The sequence below is a fragment of the Shinella sp. 838 genome (genome assembly GCF_029623935.1).
GTDB lineage: Bacteria > Pseudomonadota > Alphaproteobacteria > Rhizobiales > Rhizobiaceae > Shinella.
On record NZ_JARSBQ010000001.1, the window covers coordinates 878,089 to 901,427 of the forward strand.

Annotated in this window: 19 protein-coding genes; 12 read left to right on the forward strand and 7 right to left on the reverse strand. The window is 65.4% G+C overall.

All coding sequences use genetic code 11. The annotated features are described in order from the left end of the window. Positions 1-101 precede the first annotated feature (101 nt). The 7 genes from P9A16_RS04185 (at position 102) to P9A16_RS04215 (ending at position 8,870) form a co-directional block, all read left to right on the forward strand. Positions 102-758: a response regulator transcription factor gene (locus P9A16_RS04185; protein WP_023513323.1), complete on the forward strand. Its 657-nt coding sequence runs from the start codon at positions 102-104 to the stop codon at positions 756-758. Next, on the forward strand, positions 755-2,140 hold the full coding sequence (locus tag P9A16_RS04190; RefSeq protein WP_023513324.1) for a sensor histidine kinase: 1,386 nt from the start codon (positions 755-757) through the stop codon (positions 2,138-2,140). The genes P9A16_RS04185 and P9A16_RS04190 overlap by 4 nt, the downstream gene beginning before the upstream one ends. Positions 2,141-2,313: 173 nt before the next feature. Beyond that, positions 2,314-2,535 (forward strand): hypothetical protein, encoded by a 222-nt coding sequence (locus P9A16_RS04195; protein WP_024270484.1) that lies wholly within the window; start codon positions 2,314-2,316, stop codon positions 2,533-2,535. 149 nt (positions 2,536-2,684) lie between these two features. Continuing rightward, entirely contained in the window at positions 2,685-4,079 is a 1,395-nt protein-coding gene (locus P9A16_RS04200) for a sigma-54-dependent transcriptional regulator (RefSeq protein WP_023512344.1), read from the forward strand. Beyond that, entirely contained in the window at positions 4,072-6,084 is a 2,013-nt protein-coding gene (locus P9A16_RS04205) for a sensor histidine kinase (RefSeq protein ID WP_023512345.1), read from the forward strand. Before P9A16_RS04200 ends, P9A16_RS04205 begins: the two co-directional genes overlap by 8 nt. Before the next feature lie 239 nt (positions 6,085-6,323). Beyond that, positions 6,324-7,973 carry an OFA family MFS transporter gene (locus tag P9A16_RS04210; RefSeq protein ID WP_023512346.1) on the forward strand — a complete coding sequence of 550 codons (1,650 nt, stop codon included), beginning with the start codon at positions 6,324-6,326 and terminating at the stop codon, positions 7,971-7,973. A gap of 120 nt (positions 7,974-8,093) precedes the next feature. Next, positions 8,094-8,870 (forward strand): SDR family oxidoreductase, encoded by a 777-nt coding sequence (locus tag P9A16_RS04215; protein ID WP_023512347.1) that lies wholly within the window; start codon positions 8,094-8,096, stop codon positions 8,868-8,870. A 35-nt stretch (positions 8,871-8,905) separates the two neighbouring features. Here P9A16_RS04215 and P9A16_RS04220 read toward each other — a convergent pair whose 3' ends face one another. Both P9A16_RS04220 and P9A16_RS04225 read right to left on the reverse strand, forming a co-directional pair. Next, positions 8,906-9,160, reverse strand: coding sequence for a hypothetical protein (locus tag P9A16_RS04220; protein ID WP_023512348.1), 255 nt, complete (start codon positions 9,158-9,160; stop codon positions 8,906-8,908). Between the two features lie 15 nt (positions 9,161-9,175). After that, positions 9,176-10,060, reverse strand: a complete 885-nt coding sequence (locus tag P9A16_RS04225; protein WP_023512349.1) for a LysR family transcriptional regulator — start codon at positions 10,058-10,060, stop codon at positions 9,176-9,178. 128 nt (positions 10,061-10,188) lie between these two features. On the opposite strand from P9A16_RS04225, the gene P9A16_RS04230 reads away from it, so the two are divergent. The 4 genes from P9A16_RS04230 to P9A16_RS04245 are packed head-to-tail and all read left to right on the forward strand — an operon-like array spanning position 10,189 to position 17,456. Continuing rightward, positions 10,189-12,639 (forward strand): GcvT family protein, encoded by a 2,451-nt coding sequence (locus P9A16_RS04230; RefSeq protein ID WP_023512350.1) that lies wholly within the window; start codon positions 10,189-10,191, stop codon positions 12,637-12,639. Next, complete coding sequence (locus P9A16_RS04235) at positions 12,636-15,083, forward strand: GcvT family protein (RefSeq protein ID WP_023512351.1); 2,448 nt, start codon at positions 12,636-12,638, stop codon at positions 15,081-15,083. Before P9A16_RS04230 ends, P9A16_RS04235 begins: the two co-directional genes overlap by 4 nt. Then, entirely contained in the window at positions 15,080-15,925 is an 846-nt protein-coding gene (locus P9A16_RS04240; RefSeq protein WP_023512352.1) for an isocitrate lyase/PEP mutase family protein, read from the forward strand. The genes P9A16_RS04235 and P9A16_RS04240 overlap by 4 nt, the downstream gene beginning before the upstream one ends. Then, complete coding sequence (locus P9A16_RS04245; protein WP_278025557.1) at positions 15,918-17,456, forward strand: trimethylamine methyltransferase family protein; 1,539 nt, start codon at positions 15,918-15,920, stop codon at positions 17,454-17,456. Before P9A16_RS04240 ends, P9A16_RS04245 begins: the two co-directional genes overlap by 8 nt. Positions 17,457-17,487: 31 nt before the next feature. Here the strand turns inward: P9A16_RS04245 and P9A16_RS04250 are convergent, their stop codons facing one another. Beyond that, positions 17,488-17,931 (reverse strand): Lrp/AsnC family transcriptional regulator, encoded by a 444-nt coding sequence (locus P9A16_RS04250; RefSeq protein ID WP_023512354.1) that lies wholly within the window; start codon positions 17,929-17,931, stop codon positions 17,488-17,490. A gap of 110 nt (positions 17,932-18,041) precedes the next feature. Between P9A16_RS04250 and P9A16_RS04255 the strand changes: the two genes are divergently transcribed. Beyond that, complete coding sequence (locus P9A16_RS04255) at positions 18,042-18,602, forward strand: isochorismatase family protein (protein ID WP_023512355.1); 561 nt, start codon at positions 18,042-18,044, stop codon at positions 18,600-18,602. Positions 18,603-18,661: 59 nt separating this feature from the next. Here the strand turns inward: P9A16_RS04255 and P9A16_RS04260 are convergent, their stop codons facing one another. From P9A16_RS04260 to P9A16_RS04275, 4 genes are all read right to left on the reverse strand, one after another. Beyond that, positions 18,662-19,177 carry a hypothetical protein gene (locus P9A16_RS04260; RefSeq protein WP_023512356.1) on the reverse strand — a complete coding sequence of 172 codons (516 nt, stop codon included), beginning with the start codon at positions 19,175-19,177 and terminating at the stop codon, positions 18,662-18,664. A gap of 58 nt (positions 19,178-19,235) precedes the next feature. Continuing rightward, positions 19,236-20,345, reverse strand: coding sequence for an ABC transporter substrate-binding protein (locus P9A16_RS04265; RefSeq protein WP_023512357.1), 1,110 nt, complete (start codon positions 20,343-20,345; stop codon positions 19,236-19,238). Beyond that, positions 20,342-21,004 (reverse strand): siderophore-iron reductase FhuF, encoded by a 663-nt coding sequence (fhuF, locus tag P9A16_RS04270; RefSeq protein WP_081870585.1) that lies wholly within the window; start codon positions 21,002-21,004, stop codon positions 20,342-20,344. Before fhuF ends, P9A16_RS04265 begins: the two co-directional genes overlap by 4 nt. Positions 21,005-21,104: 100 nt before the next feature. Then, positions 21,105-23,279, reverse strand: a complete 2,175-nt coding sequence (locus tag P9A16_RS04275; RefSeq protein WP_023512359.1) for a TonB-dependent siderophore receptor — start codon at positions 23,277-23,279, stop codon at positions 21,105-21,107. Positions 23,280-23,339: the final 60 nt, after the last annotated feature.

The window sequence follows — 23,339 nt, forward strand, 5'->3', positions numbered from 1 at the left end:
GGGCGATGGCAAGCCCGGCTTCTCCCGTGTATTCTCCGGATTCGGAAGGTGGCGTGCAGGCCTGTCGGCGTGCTGCTGCCGGTATGCGGAGAGACGGGCACTTGCGGGTTCTGCTGATCGAGGATGATGCCGTTCTGGGCGAGGCGGTGCGCGACTATGTGGCCGGGCTCGGCCATGCGGTCGATTGGATGCAGACGCTCGAGGACGGCCGCATGGCGGCCGAGGCGGTCGGCTACGAGCTGGTTCTCCTGGACCTGCGCCTGCCCGACGGCAGCGGCCTCTCGCTGCTGAAGAACCTTCGCCGTTCCGGTGCCACTGTGCCCGTCATCATCCTCACCGCGCATGACCAGATTTCCGACCGCATCGAGGGCCTGAATAGCGGGGCGGATGACTATCTCGTCAAACCGTTCAATCTCGGTGAACTCGGCGCTCGCATGCTCGCCGTCGCGCGGCGCTATTCGGCGTCGCCCCTGCCGGTGCTGGAATCCGGCTCGTTGGCGATCGAGCTGGCCGACCGCCGGGTCCTGCGCGATGGCGCGCCGATCGACCTGTCCGGCCGCGAATGGGCGGTGCTGGCGCGCCTTGCCACGCGGCCCAACGCCGTCGTCTCCAAGGGTGAGATCGAGGAGGCGCTCTATGCCTTCGGGGCGGAGATCGAGAGCAACACGGTCGAGGTCTATGTCAGCCGGTTGCGCAAGAAGCTCGGTAAGGATTGCGTTGAGACCCTGCGCGGTATCGGCTACAGGCTTGGCCGATGACGGAGACCGCGCCGGAGAGCAGGGAACCGCGTGCAAGCGCCTTCCGGCCGAAGAGCCTTGCCGGCCAGCTCATGCTGTGGATCACCGTGATCACCACCTGCCTCTGGCTCGTCGCGGTGGGGTTCGGCGCGCTCGTCATGCAGGATGAGTTCGGCGAGATCTTCGACAGTTCCCTGCAGGAGACCGCCGAGCGCCTCGTGCCGCTCGTCATTGACGACCTCAACCGCAGCGACGACCTGAATGTCCCCCGGCGGATCGAGCGCTCGCCCTCGCAGCCCGGCGAGGAGTACCTGACCTATCAGGTGCGCGACCGCGAAGGCCGGGTGCTGCTGCATTCGCACACAGCTTCGGCGGAGCCGTTCGACGGGCCGTTGAAGGTGGGTTTTAGGGATGGCGAGCGGGGCCGGATCTACACCGCCGCGACGGCGGACGGCTCCATCTTCGTACAGGTGCAGGATTCGGCCGAGGAGCGACGGGAGGCCATGGTCGAGGGCTCGCTGGCGCTGCTGCTGCCGGTCCTGCTCATCGTGCCGGTCACGGTGCTGGCCGTCTGGATCGTCGTGCGCCGCGTGCTTCTCCCGGTCGAGACGCTCCGGGCGGCGATCGGTGAGAAGGATGGCGGCAATCTTGCGGCAATCGCGGCGGTGGATTTGCCGCAGGAGCTGCAGCCGATCCTGCGCTCCGTCAACCTCCTGCTTGCGCGGCTGCGCGCCGTGCTGGCGGCGGAACGGGAATTCACCTCCAACAGCGCCCACGAACTGCGCACGCCGATCGCCGGTGCGCTGGCGCAGACGCAGCTGCTCATGGCCGAGTTGAAGGATGCCCCGACCCGCGCGCGCGCCCAGCAGATCGAAGCTTCCCTGCAGAAGCTGACGAAGCTCACCGAAAAGCTGCTCCAGCTTGCCCGCGCCGAAGCGGGGATCGGCGTCAGCGAGACCACCTTCGACCTCGTTGATGTGCTCGGTGTCGTCGTCACGGATTTCCAGCGCGCATCGGATGAGGCCAGCCGCATCCGCTTCCGGAACGATCTTGCAGGACCGGCCCAGCGCGAAGGCACGGCCGACGCCTTCGCCATCGTGCTGCGCAACCTCGTCGAAAACGCGTTGCTGCATGGGCGGGCGGACGAGCCGATCGAGATCCTCCTCACCGAAACGGGCGCGGTCAGCATCCGCAACGGCGCTCCGGCCATGAGCGAGGCGGAGCTCGTCGCAGTGCGCAAGCGCTTTTCCCGTGGCAGAACGCTTGCCGCGGGCTCCGGTCTCGGGCTTTCCATTGCGGACCGGTTGCTGGCGCAGATGCGTGCCAGCCTCGTTCTGACATCGCCCATTGCCGGGCGTGTTGACGGTTTCCAGGCAGACATCGTGTTTCCGCCCGCACGCTGACGCCCGCCCGGCACTTTCCCTGCCTCATTTCTGAACAGTCTCGTTTTCCGGCGTTTCTGCGTGGAGAGCCGTGCGGATATGCCCACAATTTTTTCCATTAGCATGTGAGAAAACTGTGGCTTTTTGCCTCATTGTGTGGTTTTCTGTGGCTCTAATCAGAAAAGGTGGGGAACATGGGTCGCAAACCGGAAGACTATGCGCGGCTGCTCGCCAGCGCGCTTTGCAAACTGCATGCAGCGGAGTGCCAGGGGGCATCGCCGCTCATCTCTGAAGACAGTGTGCGTGTGATCAGCGAAACCATCGCCGCGGCGATGGAGGATGCCCGGAAAATTCATATCGAACAGGAACTTGCGGCGATGCGTGAGCGCCGTGAGCGCATTCATCTCCATTCCTGACAATTCCTCCCGGCCCGCCGCCGCGCTCGCCTTGTGCTCGCGGCGGCGGCTTTCTATGGTAGGTGTTCAAGCCGTCCGGGCAAAAGCGTGCAGTGCTGCTGCATTCGGGCGGGCAAAGCTGAAGCGCCTGACCATCGGGAGGAGATGCGGTGCCGACTGAAGCCGTGCGCGTGCTGCGCGACACGTCCGCCGACCCGGAATTCGGGCCGTGGCTGGCGCAGGCCTCGATCCTCGTCGTCGACGACGAGCCGGGCATGCGCAACTTCCTGATGCGCACGCTCGGGCCGCGCTGCCGTCAGCTGGAACTGGCGGCCGATACGGACGAGGCCACGCGCAAGCTCGACCAGAATCATTTCGACGTGGTCATTCTCGACAACATCATGCCGAAGAAGAACGGCGTGGAATGGCTTGCCGAACAGCGCGCCATCGGCTTCTTCGCCGATGCCATTCTGATGACCGCCTATGCCGATCTCGAAACCGCCATCCAGGCGCTGCGGGCCGGCGCGGTCGATTTCATCCTGAAACCCTTCCGCTCCAACCAGTTGCTCAACGCCGTCGCACGCTGCCTCGACCGCATCCGCCTGCAGCGCGAAAACTACGTGCTGCGTTACGAGTTGAAGGCGACCTCCGACCATATCCTCCTGCGCGACCGGCTGATCGGCGAATCCTCGGCCATCGCCCGCGTGCGCGACACCATCGCCCGCGTCGCGCCGCTGCCGACCTCCGTTCTGCTCACCGGCCAGTCCGGCACCGGCAAGGAGGTGGCGGCGCGCTCGCTGCACACGCTGTCCGACCGCGCGGCCAAACCCTTCGTGCCGGTCAATTGCGGGGCGATCCCGCCCGACATGATCGAAAGCGAGCTGTTCGGCCACCTGAAGGGCGCTTTCACCGGTGCCGAGCGGGCGCGCGAAGGCCTGTTCCTGCATGCGCAGGGTGGCACGCTGTTTCTCGACGAGATCAGCGAGATGCCGCCGGCCACGCAAAGCAAGCTGTTGCGCGTGCTGGAGGACCGCAAGGTGCGGCCCGTCGGCTCCGAGCGTGAGGTGCCGGTCGACCTGCGCTTCGTCTTCGCCACCAATGCGGAACTGGAAAAGGAGGTGCAGACGGGGCGCTTCCGGGCTGATCTGTTCTTCCGTATCAATGTCATGCAGATCCATCTTCCGCCGCTGAAGGACCGCGACGGCGATGCGGTGGAACTGGCCGCTCTCTTCATGAAGAAGCTTTCGGCGCAGCTGGCCATGCCCGCCGTGCCGATCGACGAAGCGACCCGGCGGGCATTGTCGGCCTACGGCTGGCCGGGCAATGTCCGCGAGCTGCGCAACCTCATCGAGCGCACGCTGATCCTCGGCCGTTTCCCGGATGGGTTCGGGCAGGGGCCGGTGCTGGCGCCGGCCGGCGGAGAGGGCGGGTCGCTTGCCGATGTCGAGCGGCGCCATATCCTCTCGGTGCTTGCCGCCTGCCATGGCGGGCGCGACGAGGCGGCGCGCCAGCTCGGCATTTCCCGCAAGACGATCGACCGCAAGCTGGCGGCCTGGGATGGCTGACGGCAGGCAGGGCGTCATCCGGCCGGCGCGCTCGGTGCGCTACCGGCTGCTGGCCATCGCGCTTCTGCCGATGCTGGTGATCCTGCCGCTGCTGCTCGGCATCACCGTCTACCGCTGGAACGAGAAGTTCGACGCGACGCTGATCTCCAAGGTCAACGGCGACCTCACCATCGCGCACCAGTATCTCGCCCATATCCTCGACAATACCGGCGAGCATGTCACCGCGCTCGGCGGCTCCGTGCGGTTCCGCGACAGCGCCGGCGACAACGGCGCGCTGAAGACCTTGCTTGACGAGGCGCGGGCGCGGCTGGAGCTCGATTTCCTCTATGTCGTCACGCCGGACGGCAGGCTCGTCGTCTCCGTGACCGCGACCACCGCCGAGACGCTGCGCACCGACTGGCCGGTCATCCGCGACGCGCTGGCCGGCAAACCGGCGACGGGCGTGGACATTTTCGAGAACGCCGACCTTGAGCGGCTCTCGCCCGATCTTGCCGCCCGCGCGCGCCTGCCGCTCGTCTCGACGACGAATGCGGTGCCGACCGAACGCACGGAGGAGACGCGCGGCATGGTCGTGCAGAGCGCGAGCCCCGTCACGCTCGGCGACGGGCGCAATGCGGTACTCGTCGGCGGCATCCTGCTCAACCAGAACCTCGTCTTCATCGATACGATCAACGATCTCGTCTACCGCGAGGCGAGCCTGCCGGAGGGCAGCCAGGGAACGGCGACGCTGTTCCTGGACGATGTGCGCATCAGCACCAATGTGCGCCTGTTCGAAGGGCGCCGCGCGCTCGGCACGCGCGTTTCGGCCGCTGTGCGCTCGGCCGTGCTCGGCGAGGGGCGCACCTGGCTCGACAGCGCCTTCGTCGTCAATGACTGGTACATTTCCGCCTATGAACCGATCACCGACAGTCACGGCCAGCGCGTCGGCATGCTCTATGTCGGTTTCCTCGAGGCGCCGTTCACGGCGGCAAAGTACCAGACGGTTCTCACCATCGTCGCCGCCTTCTTCGCCATCACGGCGGCCAGCGTGCCGATCTTCCTGCGCTGGGCGCGCGGCATCTTCGAGCCTCTGGAGCGGGTGGACGCCACCATCGCGCGGGTGGAAAGCGGCGATCTTGGCGCGCGCACCGGCCCGGTCGACAGCCAGGACGAGATCGGCCGCGTCGCCGTACATCTCGATGATCTCCTGAACAAGCTAGAACAGAACGACCTGGAGCTGCGCCGCTGGAACGAGGAGCTGAACGCGCGCGTCGACGAGCGCACCCGGGAGCTGCAGCTCGCCAATCGCCGACTGGAGGCGACGACGAAACAGCTCATCCTGTCGGAAAAGCTTGCCGCGATCGGCGAAATCACCGCCGGTGTCGCCCATGAGATCAACAATCCCATCGCCGTCATGCAGGGCAACCTGGAGGTCATCCGCTCCGTGGTCGGCGACCGGGCGGAGCTGGCGAAGGTGGAGTTCCAGCTTCTCGACGAGCAGATCCAGCGCGTCAGCCAGATCGTCACGAAGCTCCTGCAGTTCGCCAAGCCCGAGGAATTCGCCGGTTTCGTCGATCGCCACGCGCCGGGCATGGCGGTGGCCGATTGCCTGCCGCTCGTCCAGCACCTGCTTGCCAAGGCGGCGATCGAGGTTCGGCTGGAGGACACGGCCGAACGGCTGGTGCTGATGAACCGCACCGAGCTCCAGCAGGTCGTCGTCAATCTCGTCGTCAATGCCATTCACGCCATGCCCGATGGCGGCAGGCTGAGCATCGTCACCCGGGACAGCGACCGTGGCGGGCGCCCGGGCGTGGAGATCGTCGTCAGCGATACCGGCGTCGGCATGGCGCCCGATCTCGTCGCAAAGGTCTTCGACCCGTTCTTCACCACCAAGCGGCAGGAGGGTACGGGCCTTGGCCTTTCCATCAGCCAGACGCTGGTGACGCGGCAGGGGGGCGCCATCGCGGTCACGAGCCGCCCGGGCGAGGGTGCCGCCTTCACCATCTGGCTGCCCGAGGCAGCCTGACCGGACAGTTTGTCCGGCGTTTACGGACAAACTGTCCATTTTGAATCCGCTCTCTTCTTCAAGTTTTTGATTTCAAATGAAATCCGCTTTGGCATGCGCCTTGCAAAGCTCCGCGCGGGAGGTTCGGCTTCCGGCCGTCTGCAAGAGGGATGCAGGCATCCGGGTGTCGAAGGGCGGCGTTCGCCGACTCCCCATCACGAAAATCTTCGCACCGAGAGGTGCGTCGCGGAGGAGACCCAATGACTGCATCGACCGAGACCTATGCCGGCGACTATTCCGGCAGCATCCTCGACCGGGAGCGTATCATCGCCAAACCCGGCTTCAACCGCTGGCTTGTTCCGCCGGCTGCGCTTGCCATTCACCTTTGCATCGGCATGGCCTACGGTTTCAGCGTGTTCTGGCTGCCTTTGTCCAAGGCCATTCCGGTAACGGATCCGGCTTGCGCCGATCTCAACCTCGTCTCTGCGCTCTTTACCACGAGCTGCAACTGGCGCGTCGCCGATCTCGGCTGGATCTATACGCTGTTCTTCGTGCTGCTCGGCTGTTCGGCGGCCATCTGGGGCGGCTGGCTGGAGCGCGTCGGCCCGCGCAAGGCGGGCTTCGTTTCGGCCTGCTGCTGGTGCGGCGGCATCGTCGTTGCGGCGCTTGGCGTGATGAGCCATCAATTGTGGCTGATGTGGCTCGGGGCGGGCGTCATCGGCGGCATCGGCCTCGGCCTTGGCTACATCTCCCCGGTCTCTACCCTGATCAAATGGTTCCCGGACCGGCGCGGCATGGCGACCGGCATGGCGATCATGGGCTTCGGCGGCGGCGCGATGATCGGCGCTCCTCTGGCGAACCTCCTGATGAACACCTTCAAGACCGATGTGACGGCCGGGGTCTGGCAGACCTTTCTCGTGATGGCCGCTATCTACTTCTGCTTCATGATGGGTGGGGCTTTCGGCTACCGCATTCCGCCGGCCGGCTGGCGCCCGGAAGGCTGGACGCCACCGGCCTCCAAGTCGACGATGATCACCACGAAACACGTGCACCTGCGTGATGCGCACAAGACGACGCAGTTCTGGCTGATCTGGCTGGTGCTCTGCCTCAACGTCTCGGCCGGCATCGGCGTCATCGGCATGGCCTCGCCGATGCTGCAGGAGATCTTCGGCGGGCGCCTCATCGGTCAGCCGGAGCTGAGCTTCGGTCAGCTCGACACCGAGCAGAAGGCGGCCATCGCGGCGATTGCCGCCGGCTTTACCGGCCTGCTCTCGCTGTTCAACATCGGCGGGCGCTTTGTCTGGGCCTCGCTCTCCGACAAGATCGGACGCAAGAACACCTACTACACCTTCTTCATCCTCGGCATCGTGCTCTACGCGCTCGCCCCGACCCTGGCGGATATGGGCAGCAAGGCGCTCTTCGTGCTCGCCTTCGGCATCATCCTGTCGATGTATGGCGGGGGCTTTGCCACCGTCCCTGCCTATCTTGCGGATATTTTCGGCACGCAGTTCGTGGGCGCGATCCATGGCCGCCTGCTGACGGCCTGGGCGACCGCCGGCATCGTCGGTCCTGTCGTGGTCAACTATATCCGGGAGGCGCAGATCGCAGCGGGTGTCGAGCCGGGGCCGGCGCTCTATACCGGCACGATGTACATCCTTGCCGGCATGCTGGCTCTCGGCCTCATCGCCAACCTGTTCGTCCGGCCGCTCGCAGACAAGTGGTTCATGTCGGACGAGGAAGTCGCCTCCCTGCAGGCGAAGACGGCAGCGGCCAATGCCGGCCCGACCGGGTCCTTCGGCATCGGCAAGGGTGGGCTCGATGCCAGGGCGGTGCTCGCCTGGGCCATCGTCGGCCTTCCGCTCCTCTGGGGCATCTGGGTGACGCTGAAGAGCACCGCCGCGCTGTTCTGAGATCCTCCGCAGACGGACGCGGCGAAGTCCCCGGCTGATGCCGGGGACTTTTTCATGATCCCTTGCAGCGGGTGTCCTTTTCGCGCAAACCGAAGGGACGCGTCAAAAGAGGAGGACGACATGACCGAATGGGGACGGACCGGCACAGGCAAGATCGCACTGGTGACGGGCGGCGGCACGGGCATCGGCCTTGCCATCGCCAGGAGCCTCAGCGCCGAGGGCTATGCGGTCGTCATCACCGGGCGCCGGGCCGCGGTGCTGGAGGAGGCTGCCGCCCTCATTACCGGCGAAACGGGCAGCCCGGTGCGCGCCATCCTCTGCAATGTCGGCGATCCCGCCGAGGTCGCTGCAGCTTTTGCGGCGGTCAGGCGTGATTTCGGCCGGCTCGACGTGCTCGTCAACAATGCCGGCTCCAACGTCTCCCCGGCGCTGCTGGAGGACATTCCCTTCGAGGAGTGGAGCAGCATTCTCGCAGCGAACCTGACGGGTGCCTTCCTCTGTACCCAGCAGGCCTTCAAACTGATGAAGGACCAGACCCCGCGCGGCGGGCGCATCATCAACAACGGCTCGATTTCCGCCACCACGCCGCGTCCGAATTCCGCGCCCTATACGGCGACGAAACACGCCATCACCGGCCTCACCAAGTCGACGGCGCTCGACGGGCGCAAATACGACATCGCCTGCGGCCAGATCGATATCGGCAATGCCGCGACCGACATGACCGCCCGCATGAGCGCCGGCATCCTCCAGCCGAACGGCGACATCGTCAGCGAGCCGACCATGTCGGTCAAACACGTCGCCGATGCCGTGGTCTACATGGCCAGCCTGCCGCTCGACGCCAATGTCTTGAACATGACGGTCATGGCGACGGCGATGCCGTTCGTCGGGCGGGGATAATTCGGTCCGAGAGGCGGCGGCGCGAGGGTAGGCCCCTACCGCCGCGGCTCGCCGCCTTCGGCATAGGCGGTCTTCTGCCGGAACTTGAAGACATGGCCGCAACGGCAGCGGATCATGTGTTTGTCGGGATGTTTCGAGGCGCGCTCCGTGGCAAAGCCGTGCGGCAGCGAATCGACCGTGAAATCCGGATGCGCCCGGCTCGGCATGTCGTCTTCGGAAACCTCGGCATAGCCGGAATGGCCGCACATGGCGCATTCGAGTTTGCGCGAATAGCGGTCGCGGGCGGCCATGAACGATTCCCTTCGTCAGATGCGGTCCGGCCGTTCATAGGCATGTGACCGCCCGGTTTCAAGCAGCGCCTGAAGGGTGGCGATGATGCGCCGGTGCTGGTGGGCGTGGCGCGTGCGCACGTTGACGGCGGCATAGACGGCCTGCGCGATCGGTTCTGCCCCCGCCACGCGGCTGACCGCGCCGGTGCGCAGCAGCCGCTTGGCATCGGCTTCCGTCACGAAGGCCGAGCCGCCGAGTTTCTGCATCAGCGCGAGGATAGCGGTCGTCTCGCCGCTGGCGATCGGCGCGGTCGAAAGCTCGGGATGGGCCTGCCGGTGCAGCCGGTCGAAGGCGGGGGAATAGACGGCCTGGATATAGTCTTCAGCCTTCACGTCCTCGATGCGGCTGACCTTGTTGCTCACCATCTCGTAATGCACCTCGCCGATGCGCTCGTAATGCAGGTCCGGCAGGTAATGCGGCGTGAAGAGGATGGCGAGGTCGAGGTCGCCGGCGCCGAGGTCGCGGTTCATCTGGCCGGAATAATCGACCTCCAGATAGATCGAGGTGGCCGGCAATTCCCTGCGCACCGCCGCCAGCCAGTCGCCGGCATAGTGGGCGGCAAGATCGTGTTGCAGGCCGATGCGCATGGAGCGCTCGTAGGCGCCGGCCGTCTCCACCGCGCGCGTCGCCTCATGCCATTGATGTTGCAAAGCTTTTGCATGATCGAGGAAGCGCAGGCCGGCGGCCGTCGGCTGCGTGCCGCCCTTGTTCCGCGCGAAGAGTTTTCGAGCGAACATCGCCTCGAGCGCGTTGATGCGGTGCGTCACCGTCGATTGCGTGATGTTCAGCCGCTCCGCCGTGCGGTTGAAATTGCGGGTTTCCATCAGGTCCAGAAATGTCTCGATCAGGATGATTTGCATGAATGCGCCGCATTTCCCAAATGTTTTGCGGCAGTCTAATCGAAATCATCGATTAATAAACCCGCTTCATCCGCTTGCCGCCCGGCGCTTTGGTTGCCACAAATCCGGGGCAAAGAAGGGGAACGAGAATGTCCGCACTGCCAAGCCATGCCCGGGTCGTCATCATCGGCGGAGGCGCCGTCGGGGCGTCGGCGCTTTACCACCTGGCGAAGGCCGGGTGGACGGATTGCGTGCTGCTCGAAAAGAACGAGCTGACCGCCGGCTCCACCTGGCACGCCGCCGGCAACGTGCCGACCTTTTCCTCCTCCTGGTCGATCATGAACATGCAGCGCTATTCCGCCTCGCTCTACCGCGAGCTGGGCGCGCTGGTCGATTATCCCATGAACTACCATGTGACGGGCTCGATCCGTCTCGGCCATTCGAAGGAGCGTTTGCAGGAGTTCAAGCGCGTCGTCGGCATGGGGCGCTACCAGGGCATGGACCTCGATATCCTCTCGCCCGACGAGATGCGTTCCAAATACCCCTTCCTCGAAACGCACGAGCTTTCCGGCGCGCTCTACGACCCCTATGACGGCGACATCGACCCCGCGCAGTTGACGCAGGCCTTGGCGAAAGGCGCGCGCGACATGGGCGCAAAAATCTTCCGTTTCTGTCCGGCGACCGGCGCGCGCCGCGAGGGCGACGAATGGGTGATCTCGACGCCGCAGGGCGAGATCCGCTGCGAGAAGGTGGTCAACGCCGCCGGTTACTATGCCCGCGAAGTCGGAAAATGGTTCGGCCGCGACGTGCCGATGATGGTGATGAGCCATCAATACATGCTGTTCGAGGAAATCCCGGAACTGGCCGCCTGGTCGCGTGAAGCCGGCCACAAGCTGCCGCTGCTGCGTGACGTCGACAGTTCCTACTATCTGCGCCAGGAAAAGACGGGCATGAACCTCGGCCCCTACGAGCGCAATTGCAAGGCGCATTGGGTGATGCCTGACGATCCGATGCCGGACGATTTTTCCTTCCAGCTCTTTCCGGACGATCTCGACCGCCTCGAATGGTATCTCAACGACGCCGTCGAGCGCGTGCCGATCCTCGGCACCGCCGGCCTGTCGCGCATGATCAACGGCCCGATCCCCTATGCGCCTGACGGAAACCCGCTGCTCGGCCCGATGCCCGGCGTGCCGAATGCCTTTGAGGCCTGCGTCTTCACCTTCGGCATCTGCCAGGCCGGCGGCGCCGGCAAGGTTCTTGCCGAATGGGTGACGGAAGGCGAGACGGAGTGGGACATGTGGTCCTGCGATCCGCGCCGCTACACCGCCTTTGCCGCCGACAAGGACTATTGCGTTGCCAAGGGCATGGAAATCTACGGCCACGAATATGCCATGCATTTCCCCAAACACGCCTGGCCGGCCGGGCGGAACCAAAAGCTCTCGCCGATCCACGACCGTATCGCGGCGCTCGGCGCTCAGTTCAAGCCCTACAACGGCTGGGAGCGCGCCAACTGGTATGCGGAGCCCGGCGACGATACGTCCGAAGCCTCGACTCAGACCTGGAACCGCGAAGGCCCCTGGCGGGCGCGCATTGAGGCGGAATGCCGCGCCGTCACCGAGGCCGCCGGCATTCTCGACCTTCCCGGCTTCTCGCGCTTCCGCGTGAAGGGCGAGGGCGCGACGGCGTGGCTCTCATCGCTCATCACCGGCCGCGTGCCGAAACCCGGCCGTATCGGCCTTGCCTATTTCTCCGACGACAAGGGCCGCATCGTCACGGAAATGTCCGTCATGATGCTGGCGGAGGACTTTTTCTTCCTCATCACCGCCGCGACCGCGCAGTGGCACGATTTCGAGTGGCTGCAAAAGCACCTGCCGAAAAATCCGGTCTTCACGCTGGAGGATGTCACGGAAACCTTTTCGTGCCAGATTCTCTCCGGCCCGAACTCCCGCGCCATCCTCGCCGATGTCTGCAAGGCGGACCTCACCATGCCCTGGCTCACCCACCAGCCGGTGGAGATCGCCGGCCGCTGGTGCCAGCTCGTGCGCGTCTCCTTCGCCGGCGAACTCGGCTGGGAAATCCACACCAAGGTCGAGGACACCGCCGTCATCTTCGACGCCGTCTGGGCGGCGGGGCAGAAGCATGGGCTAAAACCCTTCGGCATGGAGGCGCTCGACAGCCTGCGCATCGAAAAGGGCTATCGCGCGTGGAAGGGCGATCTTTCGACCGACTACACCATCCTGCAAGGCGGCCTCGAGCGCTTCGTCGACTGGACGAAGCCGGCCTTCAAGGGCAAGGCCGCGCTGGAGCGCGAGAAGCTTGAGGGCGTGACGAAACGTTTCGTGACGCTGACCGTGGACGCCGGCGACTGCGATGCGCCCTACATGTCGACGCTCTGGCACGACGGCAAGGTCGTCGGCGAGACGACCTCCGGCAACTGGGGCTATCGCACCGGCAAATCGATCGCGCTCGGCATGCTGAAGGCCGATCTCGCGACACCCGGCACGGAAATCGAGGTGGAAATCTACGGCGAGCGTTTCAAGGCGGTTGTTCAGCCGGACGGGCCGCTCTTCGACCCCAACAATGAAAGACTGCGCGCATGAGCAAACCCATTCCTCAGAAGGCGAGAGCCGTCATCATCGGCGGCGGCGTTTCCGGCTGCTCGGTCGCCTATCACCTCGCAAAACTCGGCTGGACAGATGTGGTGCTGCTGGAGCGCAAGCAGCTCACGTCAGGCACCACATGGCATGCCGCGGGCCTGATCGGCCAGCTCCGCGCCTCGCAGAACATGACGCGCCTCGCAAAGTATTCCGCCGACCTTTACGTCAAGCTTGAAGCTGAGACGGGCATCGGCACCGGCATGCGCCAGTGCGGCTCGATGACGGTGGCGCTGACGGAGGAGCGCAAGGAAGAGATTTACCGTCAGGCGTCGCTCGCCCGCGCCTTCGATATCGACGTGCGCGAAATCACCGTCGACGAGGTGAAGGCGATGTATCCGCACCTCAACACGGCGGATGTGAAGGCCGCCGTGCACCTGCCGCTCGACGGCCAGTGCGACCCGGCGAACATTGCGATGGCCTTGGCGAAGGGCGCGCGGCAGAACGGCGCGACGGTCATCGAGGGCGTCAAGGTGACGTCGGTGCTCACGAAGGACGGCCGCGTGACGGGCGTTACCTGCGAGCAGAACGGCGAAACCTTCACCATCGAAACGGAAAACGTCGTCAACGCCGCCGGCATGTGGGGGCGCACGCTTGCCGATATGTCGGGCGTCACCCTGCCGCTGCACGCCTGCGAGCATTTCTACATCGTCACGGAGCCGATCCCGAACCTTCAGCGCCTGCCGGTGCTGCGCGTGCCGGATGAATGCACCTACTACAAGGAAGATGCCGGCAAGATGCTGATCGGGGCCTTCGAGCTGAAGGCCAAGCCGTGGGGCATGGACGGCATCTCGGAAGATTTTTGCTTCGACCAGCTTCCGGAGGATTTCGACCACTTCCAGCCGATCCTCGAAAACGCCATCAACCGCATGCCGATGCTGGAGACCGCCGGCATCCACACCTTCTTCAACGGCCCCGAAAGCTTTACGCCCGACGACCGCTACTATCTCGGCGAAGCCCCGCAACTGAAGGGCTACTGGGTCGCCGCCGGCTACAATTCCATCGGCATCGTCTCCTCCGGCGGGGCGGGCATGGCGCTCGCCCAGTGGATGAACGACGGCGAAGCGCCTTTCGATCTCTGGGAAGTGGATATCCGCCGTGCGCAGCCCTTCCAGCGCAATCGAGCCTACCTGAAGGACCGCGTCTCCGAGACGCTCGGCCTGCTTTATGCCGACCATTTCCCCTACCGCCAGATGGCGACGGCCCGCGGCGTGCGCCGCTCGCCGCTGCATGAGCACCTGAAGGCGCGGGGCGCGGTGTTTGGCGAAGTGGCGGGCTGGGAGCGCGCCAACTGGTTCGCCAAAGAGGGGCAGGAGCGGGAATACCGCTATAGCTGGAAGCGGCAGAACTGGTTCGAGAACCAGAAGGACGAGCACCTTGCCGTGCGCAACGGCGTCGGTCTTTTCGACATGACGTCCTTCGGAAAAATCCGCGTCGAGGGCCGCGATGCGCTGGCCTTCCTGCAAAAGCTCTGCGCCAACCAGATGGACGTCGCCCCCGGCAGGATCGTCTATACGCAGATGCTCAACGAACGCGGCGGCATCGAGAGCGACCTGACGGTGACGCGCCTTTCGGAGACGGCGTTCTTCCTCGTCGTGCCCGGCGCGACATTGCAGCGCGATCTCGCATGGCTGCGAAAGCACCTGAAGGACGAGTTCGTCGTCATCACCGATGTGACGGCGGCGGAAAGCGTGCTCTGCGTCATGGGGCCTAATGCGCGCGATCTCATGCAGAAGGTCAGCCCGAACGACTTTTCCAATGCGGCGCATCCCTTCGCCACGGCGCGGGAGATCGAGATCGGCATGGGCCTCGCCCGCGCGCATCGTGTTACCTATGTCGGCGAACTCGGCTGGGAGCTTTACGTCTCCACCGACCAGACCGCCCATGTCTTCGAGGCGCTGGAGGCGGCCGGCGCCGATGTCGGCCTGAAACTCTGCGGGCTGCATACGCTCGACAGTTGCCGCATCGAAAAGGCGTTCCGCCATTTCGGCCATGACATCACGGACGAGGACCATGTGCTGGAAGCCGGCCTGGGTTTTGCCGTGCGCACGAGGAAGGGCGAGTTCATCGGCCGCGACGCGGTGCTGCGCAGGCAGGAGTCCGGCCTTAAGCGCCGCATGGTGCAGTTCAGGCTGACCGATCCCGAGCCGCTGCTCTTCCACAACGAAGCGCTGGTGCGTGACGGCAAGATCGTTTCGACCATCACCTCGGGCAATTACGGCCACTATCTCGGGGGCGCGATCGGCATGGGCTATGTGCCTTCAGCCGGCGAGAGCGAGGCGGATGTGCTCGCATCGAACTACGAGATCGAAATCGCCGGCGTCCGCGTGAAGGCGGAAGCCTCGCTTCAACCCCTGTACGATCCGAAAGCCGAAAGGGTGCGCGCATGAAAAACCTTGCCGACCGTCACCAGCGATTTTTCGATCTGCACCAGTCGGGCTGCTTCGTCATCCCCAATCCCTGGGACATGGGCTCCGCCCGCATGATGGCCGCCTCCGGCGCCGTGGCGCTCGCGACCACGTCGGCCGGCTTCGCCTTCACGCTCGGGCGTCCCGACATGGGCCGCGTGACGCGCGAGGAAGCGCTGAAGCACGCGGAGGACCTGGTGCGGGCAACGCCGCTGCCGGTCTCCGGTGATTTCGAGAACGGCTTTGCCGATGCGCCAGAGGGTGTTGCCGAGACGATCCGGCTTGCCGCCGAGGTCGGGCTTTCCGGCTGCTCGATCGAAGACACGCAGATGGTGGACGGCAATCCTGCCTATGCCTTCGATCTCGCCGTGGACCGTATCCGCGCCGCGGCGGATGCCGCCCGGTCGCTCGGCCGGCCCTTCATCCTCTGCGCCCGGGCGGACGGCGTGATGAACGGTGTCTACGATCTCGACGAGGCGATCCGCCGCATTCAGGCTTACGAGAAGGCCGGCGCGGATCTCGTCTACGTGCCCGTACCGCCGGGCGAGGCGGAACTGCGCCGTGTCGTGCAGTCCGTCTCAAAGCCGGTCAATGCGCTTGCCGCCGGGCTGCTGCGCCAGCTCACCGTGCCGCAGCTCGCCGCTATCGGCGTGCGCCGCATCTCGCTCGGCTCGATGATCGCCCGCGTCACCCATGCCGCCATCGCCGAGCAGATGGACGCCATCGTCAAGGATGGCAGTTTTGCAAAATTGTCCACCGCCGCGTCGGGGGACCTTATCAACAGAATGCTGGCCGCCGGTGCGGGGGAGACGGATCATGAGTGAACAGGCAGTTTTGTCCCGGCGGTCCGGTGGGCGTGCAGCGCGCGTCGCGATGCGCGCGGCACCCCTTGCGGAAAATGTCCGGCCGGTGCGGCCGGGCTTTCCGGGCGGCCAGTACAAGCCGCTGACGGAGGCCGGCGTGCGCCGCATCCATGAGGCGGCGCTGGATGCGCTCGAAAATATCGGCCTCGCCAATGCGCCGAAATCCGGCATCGAGATCATGACGGGCGCGGGCGCCATCCTCGGCGAGGACGGGCGTTTGCGCTTCCCGCGCGCGCTGGTGGAGGACATGCTGGCCCTCGCCGCGCGCGACATCACGCTCTACGGCCGCGATCCGAAATACGATCTCGAACTGTCGGGCACCCGCGTCTATTACGGCACGGCGGGCGCGGCGGTGCATATCGTCGATGTGGAGAAGCGCGAATACCGCGAATCGACCGCGAAAGACCTCTTCAACGCCGCCCAGCTCGTCCATCACCTCGACAACGTGCATTTCTTCCAGCGGGCGATGGTCTGCCGCGATGTCGCGGACAATTTCCTGATGGACATCAACACGCTCTACGGCTGCTGCGCCGGCACGTCGAAACATGTCGGCACCAGCTTTTCCGATCCCTCGCATGTCGCCGGCTGCTTCGATCTCATCCACATGATGGCGGGCGGCGAGGACAAGTGGCGGGCGCGGCCCTTCGTGTCGAATTCCAACTGCTTCGTCGTGCCGCCGATGAAATTCGCGGAAGAGAGTTGCATCACCATGGAGGCCTGCATCCGGGCCGGCATGCCGATCCTTCTCCTCTCCGCCGGGCAGGCCGGCGCGACGGCCCCCGCGCCGCTCGCCACCGCCATCGTGCAGGCGGTCGCCGAGTGCCTTGCCGGCGTCGTCTACGTCAATGCCATGGCCCCCGGCCACCCGGCGATCTTCGGCACATGGCCCTTCGTTTCGGACCTGCGCACCGGCGCGATGTCCGGCGGCTCCGGCGAGCAGGCATTGCTGACGGCCGGCTGCGCGCAGATGCACCAGTTCTACCGGCTTCCCGGCGGCGCGGCGGCGGGCATTGCCGATTCCAAGCTGCCGGATATGCAGGCGGGTTGGGAACAGGCGATCTCGAACGTCATGGCGGGCCTCTCCGGCCTCAACATGGTCTATGAGGCCGTCGGCATGCATGCCTCGCTGCTCGGCTTCTGCCTTGAAAGCCTCGTGCTCGGCGACGACCTTTTGGGCCAGGTGCAGCGCTGCGTGCGCGGCATCGACGTGACGGAGGATTCCGTCTCGCTGGAGACGATGCGGTCGGTCTGCCTTGAAGGCCCCGGGCACTATCTCGGCGATCCGCAGACGCTGTCGCTGATGCAGACGGAATATATCTATCCCGCCGTCGCCGACCGCACGAGCCCCAAGGAATGGGCCGAGATCGGCCGGCCGGACCTTGTGCAGAAGGCGATCGAGCGCAAGAACCGCATTCTCTCGGAGGCCGGCGGCCCGCTCTTCGATTTTGCGACGGACCAGGCGGTGCGGGAGAAGTTCAAGATCTACTTCTGAAGCAAGTCCATTAAATGCTGGGATTAAACGCCTAGACTCTGCGATCGAAATGGGTGCGCAGCGAGACGTGCGTCTGCACGGTCGCGATGCCGGGCGTCGTCGCGATCTGGCGGCGCACGGTGTCGAGTTCGCCGTTCGAAGTGCATTCGACAAGCAGCATCAGGTCCGTCGGTCCGGCGAGCGACCAGCAGGTCACGACGTTCGGAATGCCGGTGAGATGCGGTACGATGTGGTCGCAGTTGCGGCCCTGCTGGAAGCCGACGGCGATCAGCGCCTCGACGCCCGGCCGCTCCCGGTCGACGCCGAGCTTCACGGTATAGCCGGCGATGACGCCCTTCGCCTCCAGCCGCCGGATGCGCTCGTGCACCGCGCTGCGCGACAGTCCCGTGTGGCGCGCAAGCTCCACGAGGCTTTGGCGCGCGTCGGCGCGCAGCGCCGCGAGCAGCAGCCTGTCCTTCTCGTCCAGTTCGTTCATCCGGAAAAACCTCCATCCGGCCGGACGATCGTCCGGCGCTCCGGCTCCTTGCTGCGCGAAACCGGACGGAAAAGCAACTATTCGTCGGTCATCGCCTCATGGAGAAACTGATGCCGACCCTACCTGACAACGCCGTCCTGATCCCGATCGACATGCAGCAAGCCTTCGACGCCGCGCCCTGGCCGCGGCGCTGGAACGAGAAGCTGGACGACAACGGTCTGGCGCTGCTCGCTGCCTGGCGCGCCGCCGGGCGGCCGATCATCCATGTGCGCCACGACAGCGTGGAGCCGGGCTCCACGCTGGGCCCGGAGGCGCCGGGCAACGCGCACCGCCCCGGCTTTGCGCCGCAGGCGGGCGAGCCGCTGGTGACGAAAAGCGTCAACGCCGCCTTCATCGGCACGGATCTCGACTTGCGCCTGCGCCGGCTCGGCGCGGAGACGGTCGTGCTGTTCGGCGTTTCCACGGATATGTGCGTATCGACCAGCGTGCGCGTCGGGGCGAACATGGGCTACCGGGTGATCCTCGTCGAGGATGCCTGCGACTGCTTCGACCTGCCGGACGGCGCGGGCGGGACGATCGCCGCGCGCGACGTGCACCGGGCCCATGTCGCGACGCTGCGCCATGAATTTGCGACGGTGCTCAGTACGGCCGATGTCGTCGCCGCGCTCTGATTTCTCGACTTTGGCGCATTCTCCCACGCCGAAGCGATACCGCTTCGGCTGGAAACGTGTCAGCGGGTCACGGCCCTGACGTCGCGCACGCCAAAATCCCATTCGGGGGCGGTGACGGGGTTGAGATCGATGCCGGGGAAGACGGCGAAGGTCGAGAACGCGGCGCTTTCGCCCGGCTGGACGCGCAGCACGATCAGCGCGCTGTCGCGGCCGACCTCGCGGCAGGTGCCGCCGGGGCAGTCGGAGAGGACCACGTCGAGGCGGAAAGACTGCATCGGCACGGGGCCCTTGTTGGCGATGCTGCCGGTCACGCGAAAGCTCGTCTTCGTCTGGCCGGCGCTGGCCTGCATTTCGGCAAGCACGACCGTCTCTTCCGAAAGCACCGGCGTCGTTGCGTTGGGGATGACGGGGGTGCCGGAGGGCGCGCGTTCGTCGACGAACCAGATGAGGAGCGCGCTTGCTAGGCCGATGGCCACCACGATGGTGAGGACGGGTTCGACCCAGCTTTGGAAGCGCCGGAAGCGCAGTGCGAGATAGAGTATGGCCGCTGCCGCGACTGCGAATGCCCAGATCATTCAGGTCCTCCTGGGCATGATATAGCCTGCGGGAGAAGGGACCGAAAGGCCGGTCCCCTCACTTTGCCTTGAGGCTGATCCAATAGGCGCCGTCGAAAGGCACGGCGGCGAAGCGTTCGTTGATTTCCTTCAATGTCGCATCCGGGTCGATGTCGGCAAAGATGTCCGGGCGCAGCCAGTGCGCGAAGGCCTCGGCGGCGAGCACGTTGAGCGGGACGGTGTTGAAGAAGTTCCACAGGCCGTGCACGCGGCCGTCCTTCACCGCCTTCAGGTCGGAGAGGATCGGCGCCTTGACGGCGCGGGCGAGCGTTTCGCGCGCCTCTTCAGCGGCGACGCCGGGACCGACCGAGAACGAGCTGTAGGTGCCGCCCGGCGACGCGGTCGCGATGTAGACGTCGGGATTGGCCGCGATGATGAATTCCGAACTGACGATGCCGCCCTGCGCCGGCAGGCTTTCGGCGATGTTGCGGCTGCCGGTGATGGCGATGAAGGCGCCGAGACCGCCCGTGCCATAGGCGTAGCAGCATTTTTCCGGGTTGGGGAAGGCGTCCATCAGCACGGTCGGACCCGGCTCGGGGTGCTGGGCGACCCGGTCGCGGATACGCTTGACGCGGGCGTCATAGAAGTCGGCGAAGGCGTTGGCCTGTTCCTCGCGGTTCAGCACCTTGCCGAGCAGGCGCATGGTCCCGGCGGTGTTCTTCAGCGCGTTGCTGTTGAAGTCGACGACGACGACGGGCACGCCCATCTTTTCCAGGTAGTCGATCGCCTGTTTGCCGAGTTCGGTATCGGCCTGCCAGTTGGCGAGGATGGCAAGGTCCGCCTTCAGCGACAGCATGGTCTCGAAGGAGAGCGCGCCGTTTGCGCCGATGACCGGGACATCGACGATTTCAGGGAACTTTTCCTTGAACCGTGCATAGATCTCCGGATTGTCGCCCTGCATGTCGCTCGACCAGCCGGCGAGGATGCTGACCGGGTTCGGATGGATCAGCGAGAGTGCGACGAGATCGAAGCCGCTGCCGAGCAGCACCGCCTTGGGCTGGGCCGGAATGGTGATCTCGCGGTCGAAGGCGTCCTTGACCGTCAGCGGATACGTCACCTCTGCACGGGCCGGCAGGATGGCGAGGAACAGGAGGACGACAGCGATGAGGGCGGAAAGGCGTTGGGTCATTGTTTTCTCAGTTCCGGCAGGGCGCACAGCTCGCCGCAGCCTGGAATGCCGGGCAGCATGTAGCGCAGGCAGCAGACCTTGCGACGGCAGTGGATGACACCTGCTTCCATCTCGTGGCGCAGGCATCCGTGGAAGGGGTTGCGGCTGCCGTTCGCCAGCAGCGGGCAATCGAAGAGGGGACGCGAGGGCCAATGGTCGCCGTCTTCGGGCGGCGCATGGTCCGTCGCGTTGAAGGCATAGTCGATGTAGACGGCGGCATTGTTCCAGGCGAGCTTCGGGGCAATGCCGGTCTTTTCCTTGAACAGGGCGACCGCGCGGGAGAGGTGGCAGTCTACCAGCGGTGTGACGAAGTCGACGAGGTCGTCTCCCTCGCTCCAGTCGCCTTCATGCGGCAGGCCGAAGGCCCGGGGCAGGCCGTCCTCGCCGATGGCGATGGTCATTGCATCGAGGGCGACGGGCAGGGTCCGCTCCGCGCGGCGCGCCACGACATAGGGGATGGTGAGGGCGGAGAAATAGTAGAGCGACCAGAAGGAGGCGGCGGCACGCCGGTCCGCCTTGTCATGGCTCTCCGCATAACGGTCGATCGTCCGGGAAAACCCGTCTCCCTCCAGGAACGCGCAGAGCGGCATGGCGCCATCGAGATCCGACGAGAGCATCATCTTCTCGCCGCACCAGGCATGTTCACCGCTGAAGACCGCCTTCAGGCCTTCGGGCCGGAAAGCGGTCTCGCCGTCCTGGGAGGGAAGCGCCGTCAAGCGCTTACCAGGAGTATTTCAGGCTGCCGATGATCGTGCGGCCCTGGTCGCGGTAGCAGAAGCCGGCCGAGCAGACGGCATCCTGGCGGTCGAAGAGGTTCGTCGCGTTGACCTGCAGCTTCAGGCCGGCGAAGTCCTTGTCGATGGCGGCGAAATCGTAGTCGATCGACGCATCGACGAAGGCGCGCGCCTTGTTCTTCAGGCTGTTGGCGTCGTTGCCGTAGCTTTCCCCGGTGAAGCGAACGCCTGCGCCGAAGCCGAGGCCGGCCAGCGCGCCGTCTTCCGGCATGGTGTAATGCGCCCAGAGCGATGCCATGTGGCGCGGTACGGAGGAGACGTCGTTGTTCACGGTGCCGGCCGGGCCATCGATGATCTTCGCCTGGGTATAGGTATAGGAGGCGATCAGCGAGAGGCCGTTGTCGAGGCTGGTCGAGGCTTCCAGTTCCAGGCCGCGCGAGCGCAGCTTGCCGCGCTGTACCTGGATGTTGGCCGGACCGCTTGGCAGGTCGACGACTTCATAATAAAGTCCGTTCGTCTGGTCGATGTTGAAGAGTGCGGCCGTCAGCAGGGTGTTGCTGTCCGGAAGCAGGTACTTCACGCCGACTTCCTGCTGCTCGCTCTCGGTCGGCTTGAACGGGTTGCCGGTGGCAAGGTTCACGCCGGCATTCGGCGAGAAGGCGGTCGAATAGCTGGCATAGGGGGTAATGCCCCATTCGGTCTCATAGGTCACGCCGGCGCGCCAGGTGAAGGCACGGTCGCTCTGGTTGATCGTGCTGAGGGCGCCGGAGGCGAGGTCCGTGTTGTCGGTGTCGGTGGAGACCCAGTCGTAGCGGCCGCCGAGCGTGAAGGTCAGCGCGTCGTAGCGGATCTGGTCCTGCAGGTAGAGGCCAGTGATGAACTGGTCCTGCACGCTCTTCGTCTGGAAGCCGATCGGGTCCGTTGGGCGACCGCGTGTCGGGTTCTTGGTGTCGAGCGGCGGCGTTGCGCCGTAGCCGTTCAGCGATTTCCAGTAGATCTTGGTGAAGTCGATGCCGGTGAGCAGCGTGTGCTCCAGTGCGCCGGTGTCGAACTTGGCTTCCAGCTGGTTGTCGATCGTGTAGGTGTTCATCCACTCTTCGTACGTGCCGGCGCTGCTGTCGAGCAGCGTCGGGTCGGCCGCGTTCGGCTGGTAGGCGAAGGCCCAGTCGGCGTCGACGTTCAGCCAGGAAGCGCGGGTGTTCTGGCGGAAGGTGAAGACCTCGTTCAGGCGATGCTCGAACTCGTAGCCGATGCGGCCCTGGTTCTGGATCGAGTCGTTGTAGGCCGGGTTGCCGGCGAAGATGTCGCTGACCTTGCCGGTGGCGGCGTCATAATAGTAGGCCGCGGTGCCGCCCGTCTTGGTGCGGGAATATTCGCCGAGGATCGTCAGCTTGGTATCCTCGTCCGGCTTCCAGGTGAAGGCCGGCGCGATATAGGCGCGGTCGTCGGGAACGCCGACCTGTTCGGTGTCGGCGCTGCGCAGGAGGCCGGTCAGGCGATAGTAGACCGGGTCTTCCTCATTGATCGGGCCGGAGAGGTCGAACTGGCCCTGGTAGCGGTCGTGGCTGCCATACTGCACCTGGATCTCGCGCAGCGCGTCTTCCGTCGGGCGCTTGCTGATGAGGTTGTAGAGGCCGCCGGCGCCGGATGCGCCGTAGAGTGCGGAAGAGGGGCCACGCAGGATCGAGACGCCTTCGAGGCCGTAGGGCTCGGTCTTGAACAACGAGGAGCCGGCGCCCGGCTGGCGCAGGTTGTCGCGGAAAACGCCCGTATAGGTCACGTCGAAGCCGCGCACGGTGAACGAGTCGAAGCGCGGATCGAAACCGTAGCCGCCGACGCGTGTGCCCGGCGTGTAGGCGAGCGTTTCGAGCAGGGTCTGCGGGTTGCGGTCTTCCAGCTGCTGCTGCGTGACCGAGGAGATCGACTGCGGTGTCTGGATGAAGGGCGTATCGACCTTTGCGCCCGTCGCGCTGCTTTTGCCCACATAGCCGTCCGCCGTGATGACGCCGCCGCTGCCGCCGTTGACGACGATGTCTTCGAGAACGGTCGCACCGCCCGCTGCCGTGGCCGCCTGGTCCTGTGCAAGGGCGACCGTGGCGAGCGTGAGGAGAGACGTGCCGGCGAGCGCCAGGCGGGACATCGTGCGGGAGGGCTTGTGCATGCGGAAACTTTCTGACGAAGCGGATCGATAATGTGACCGTTTTTATCAGGATTTGTTCCG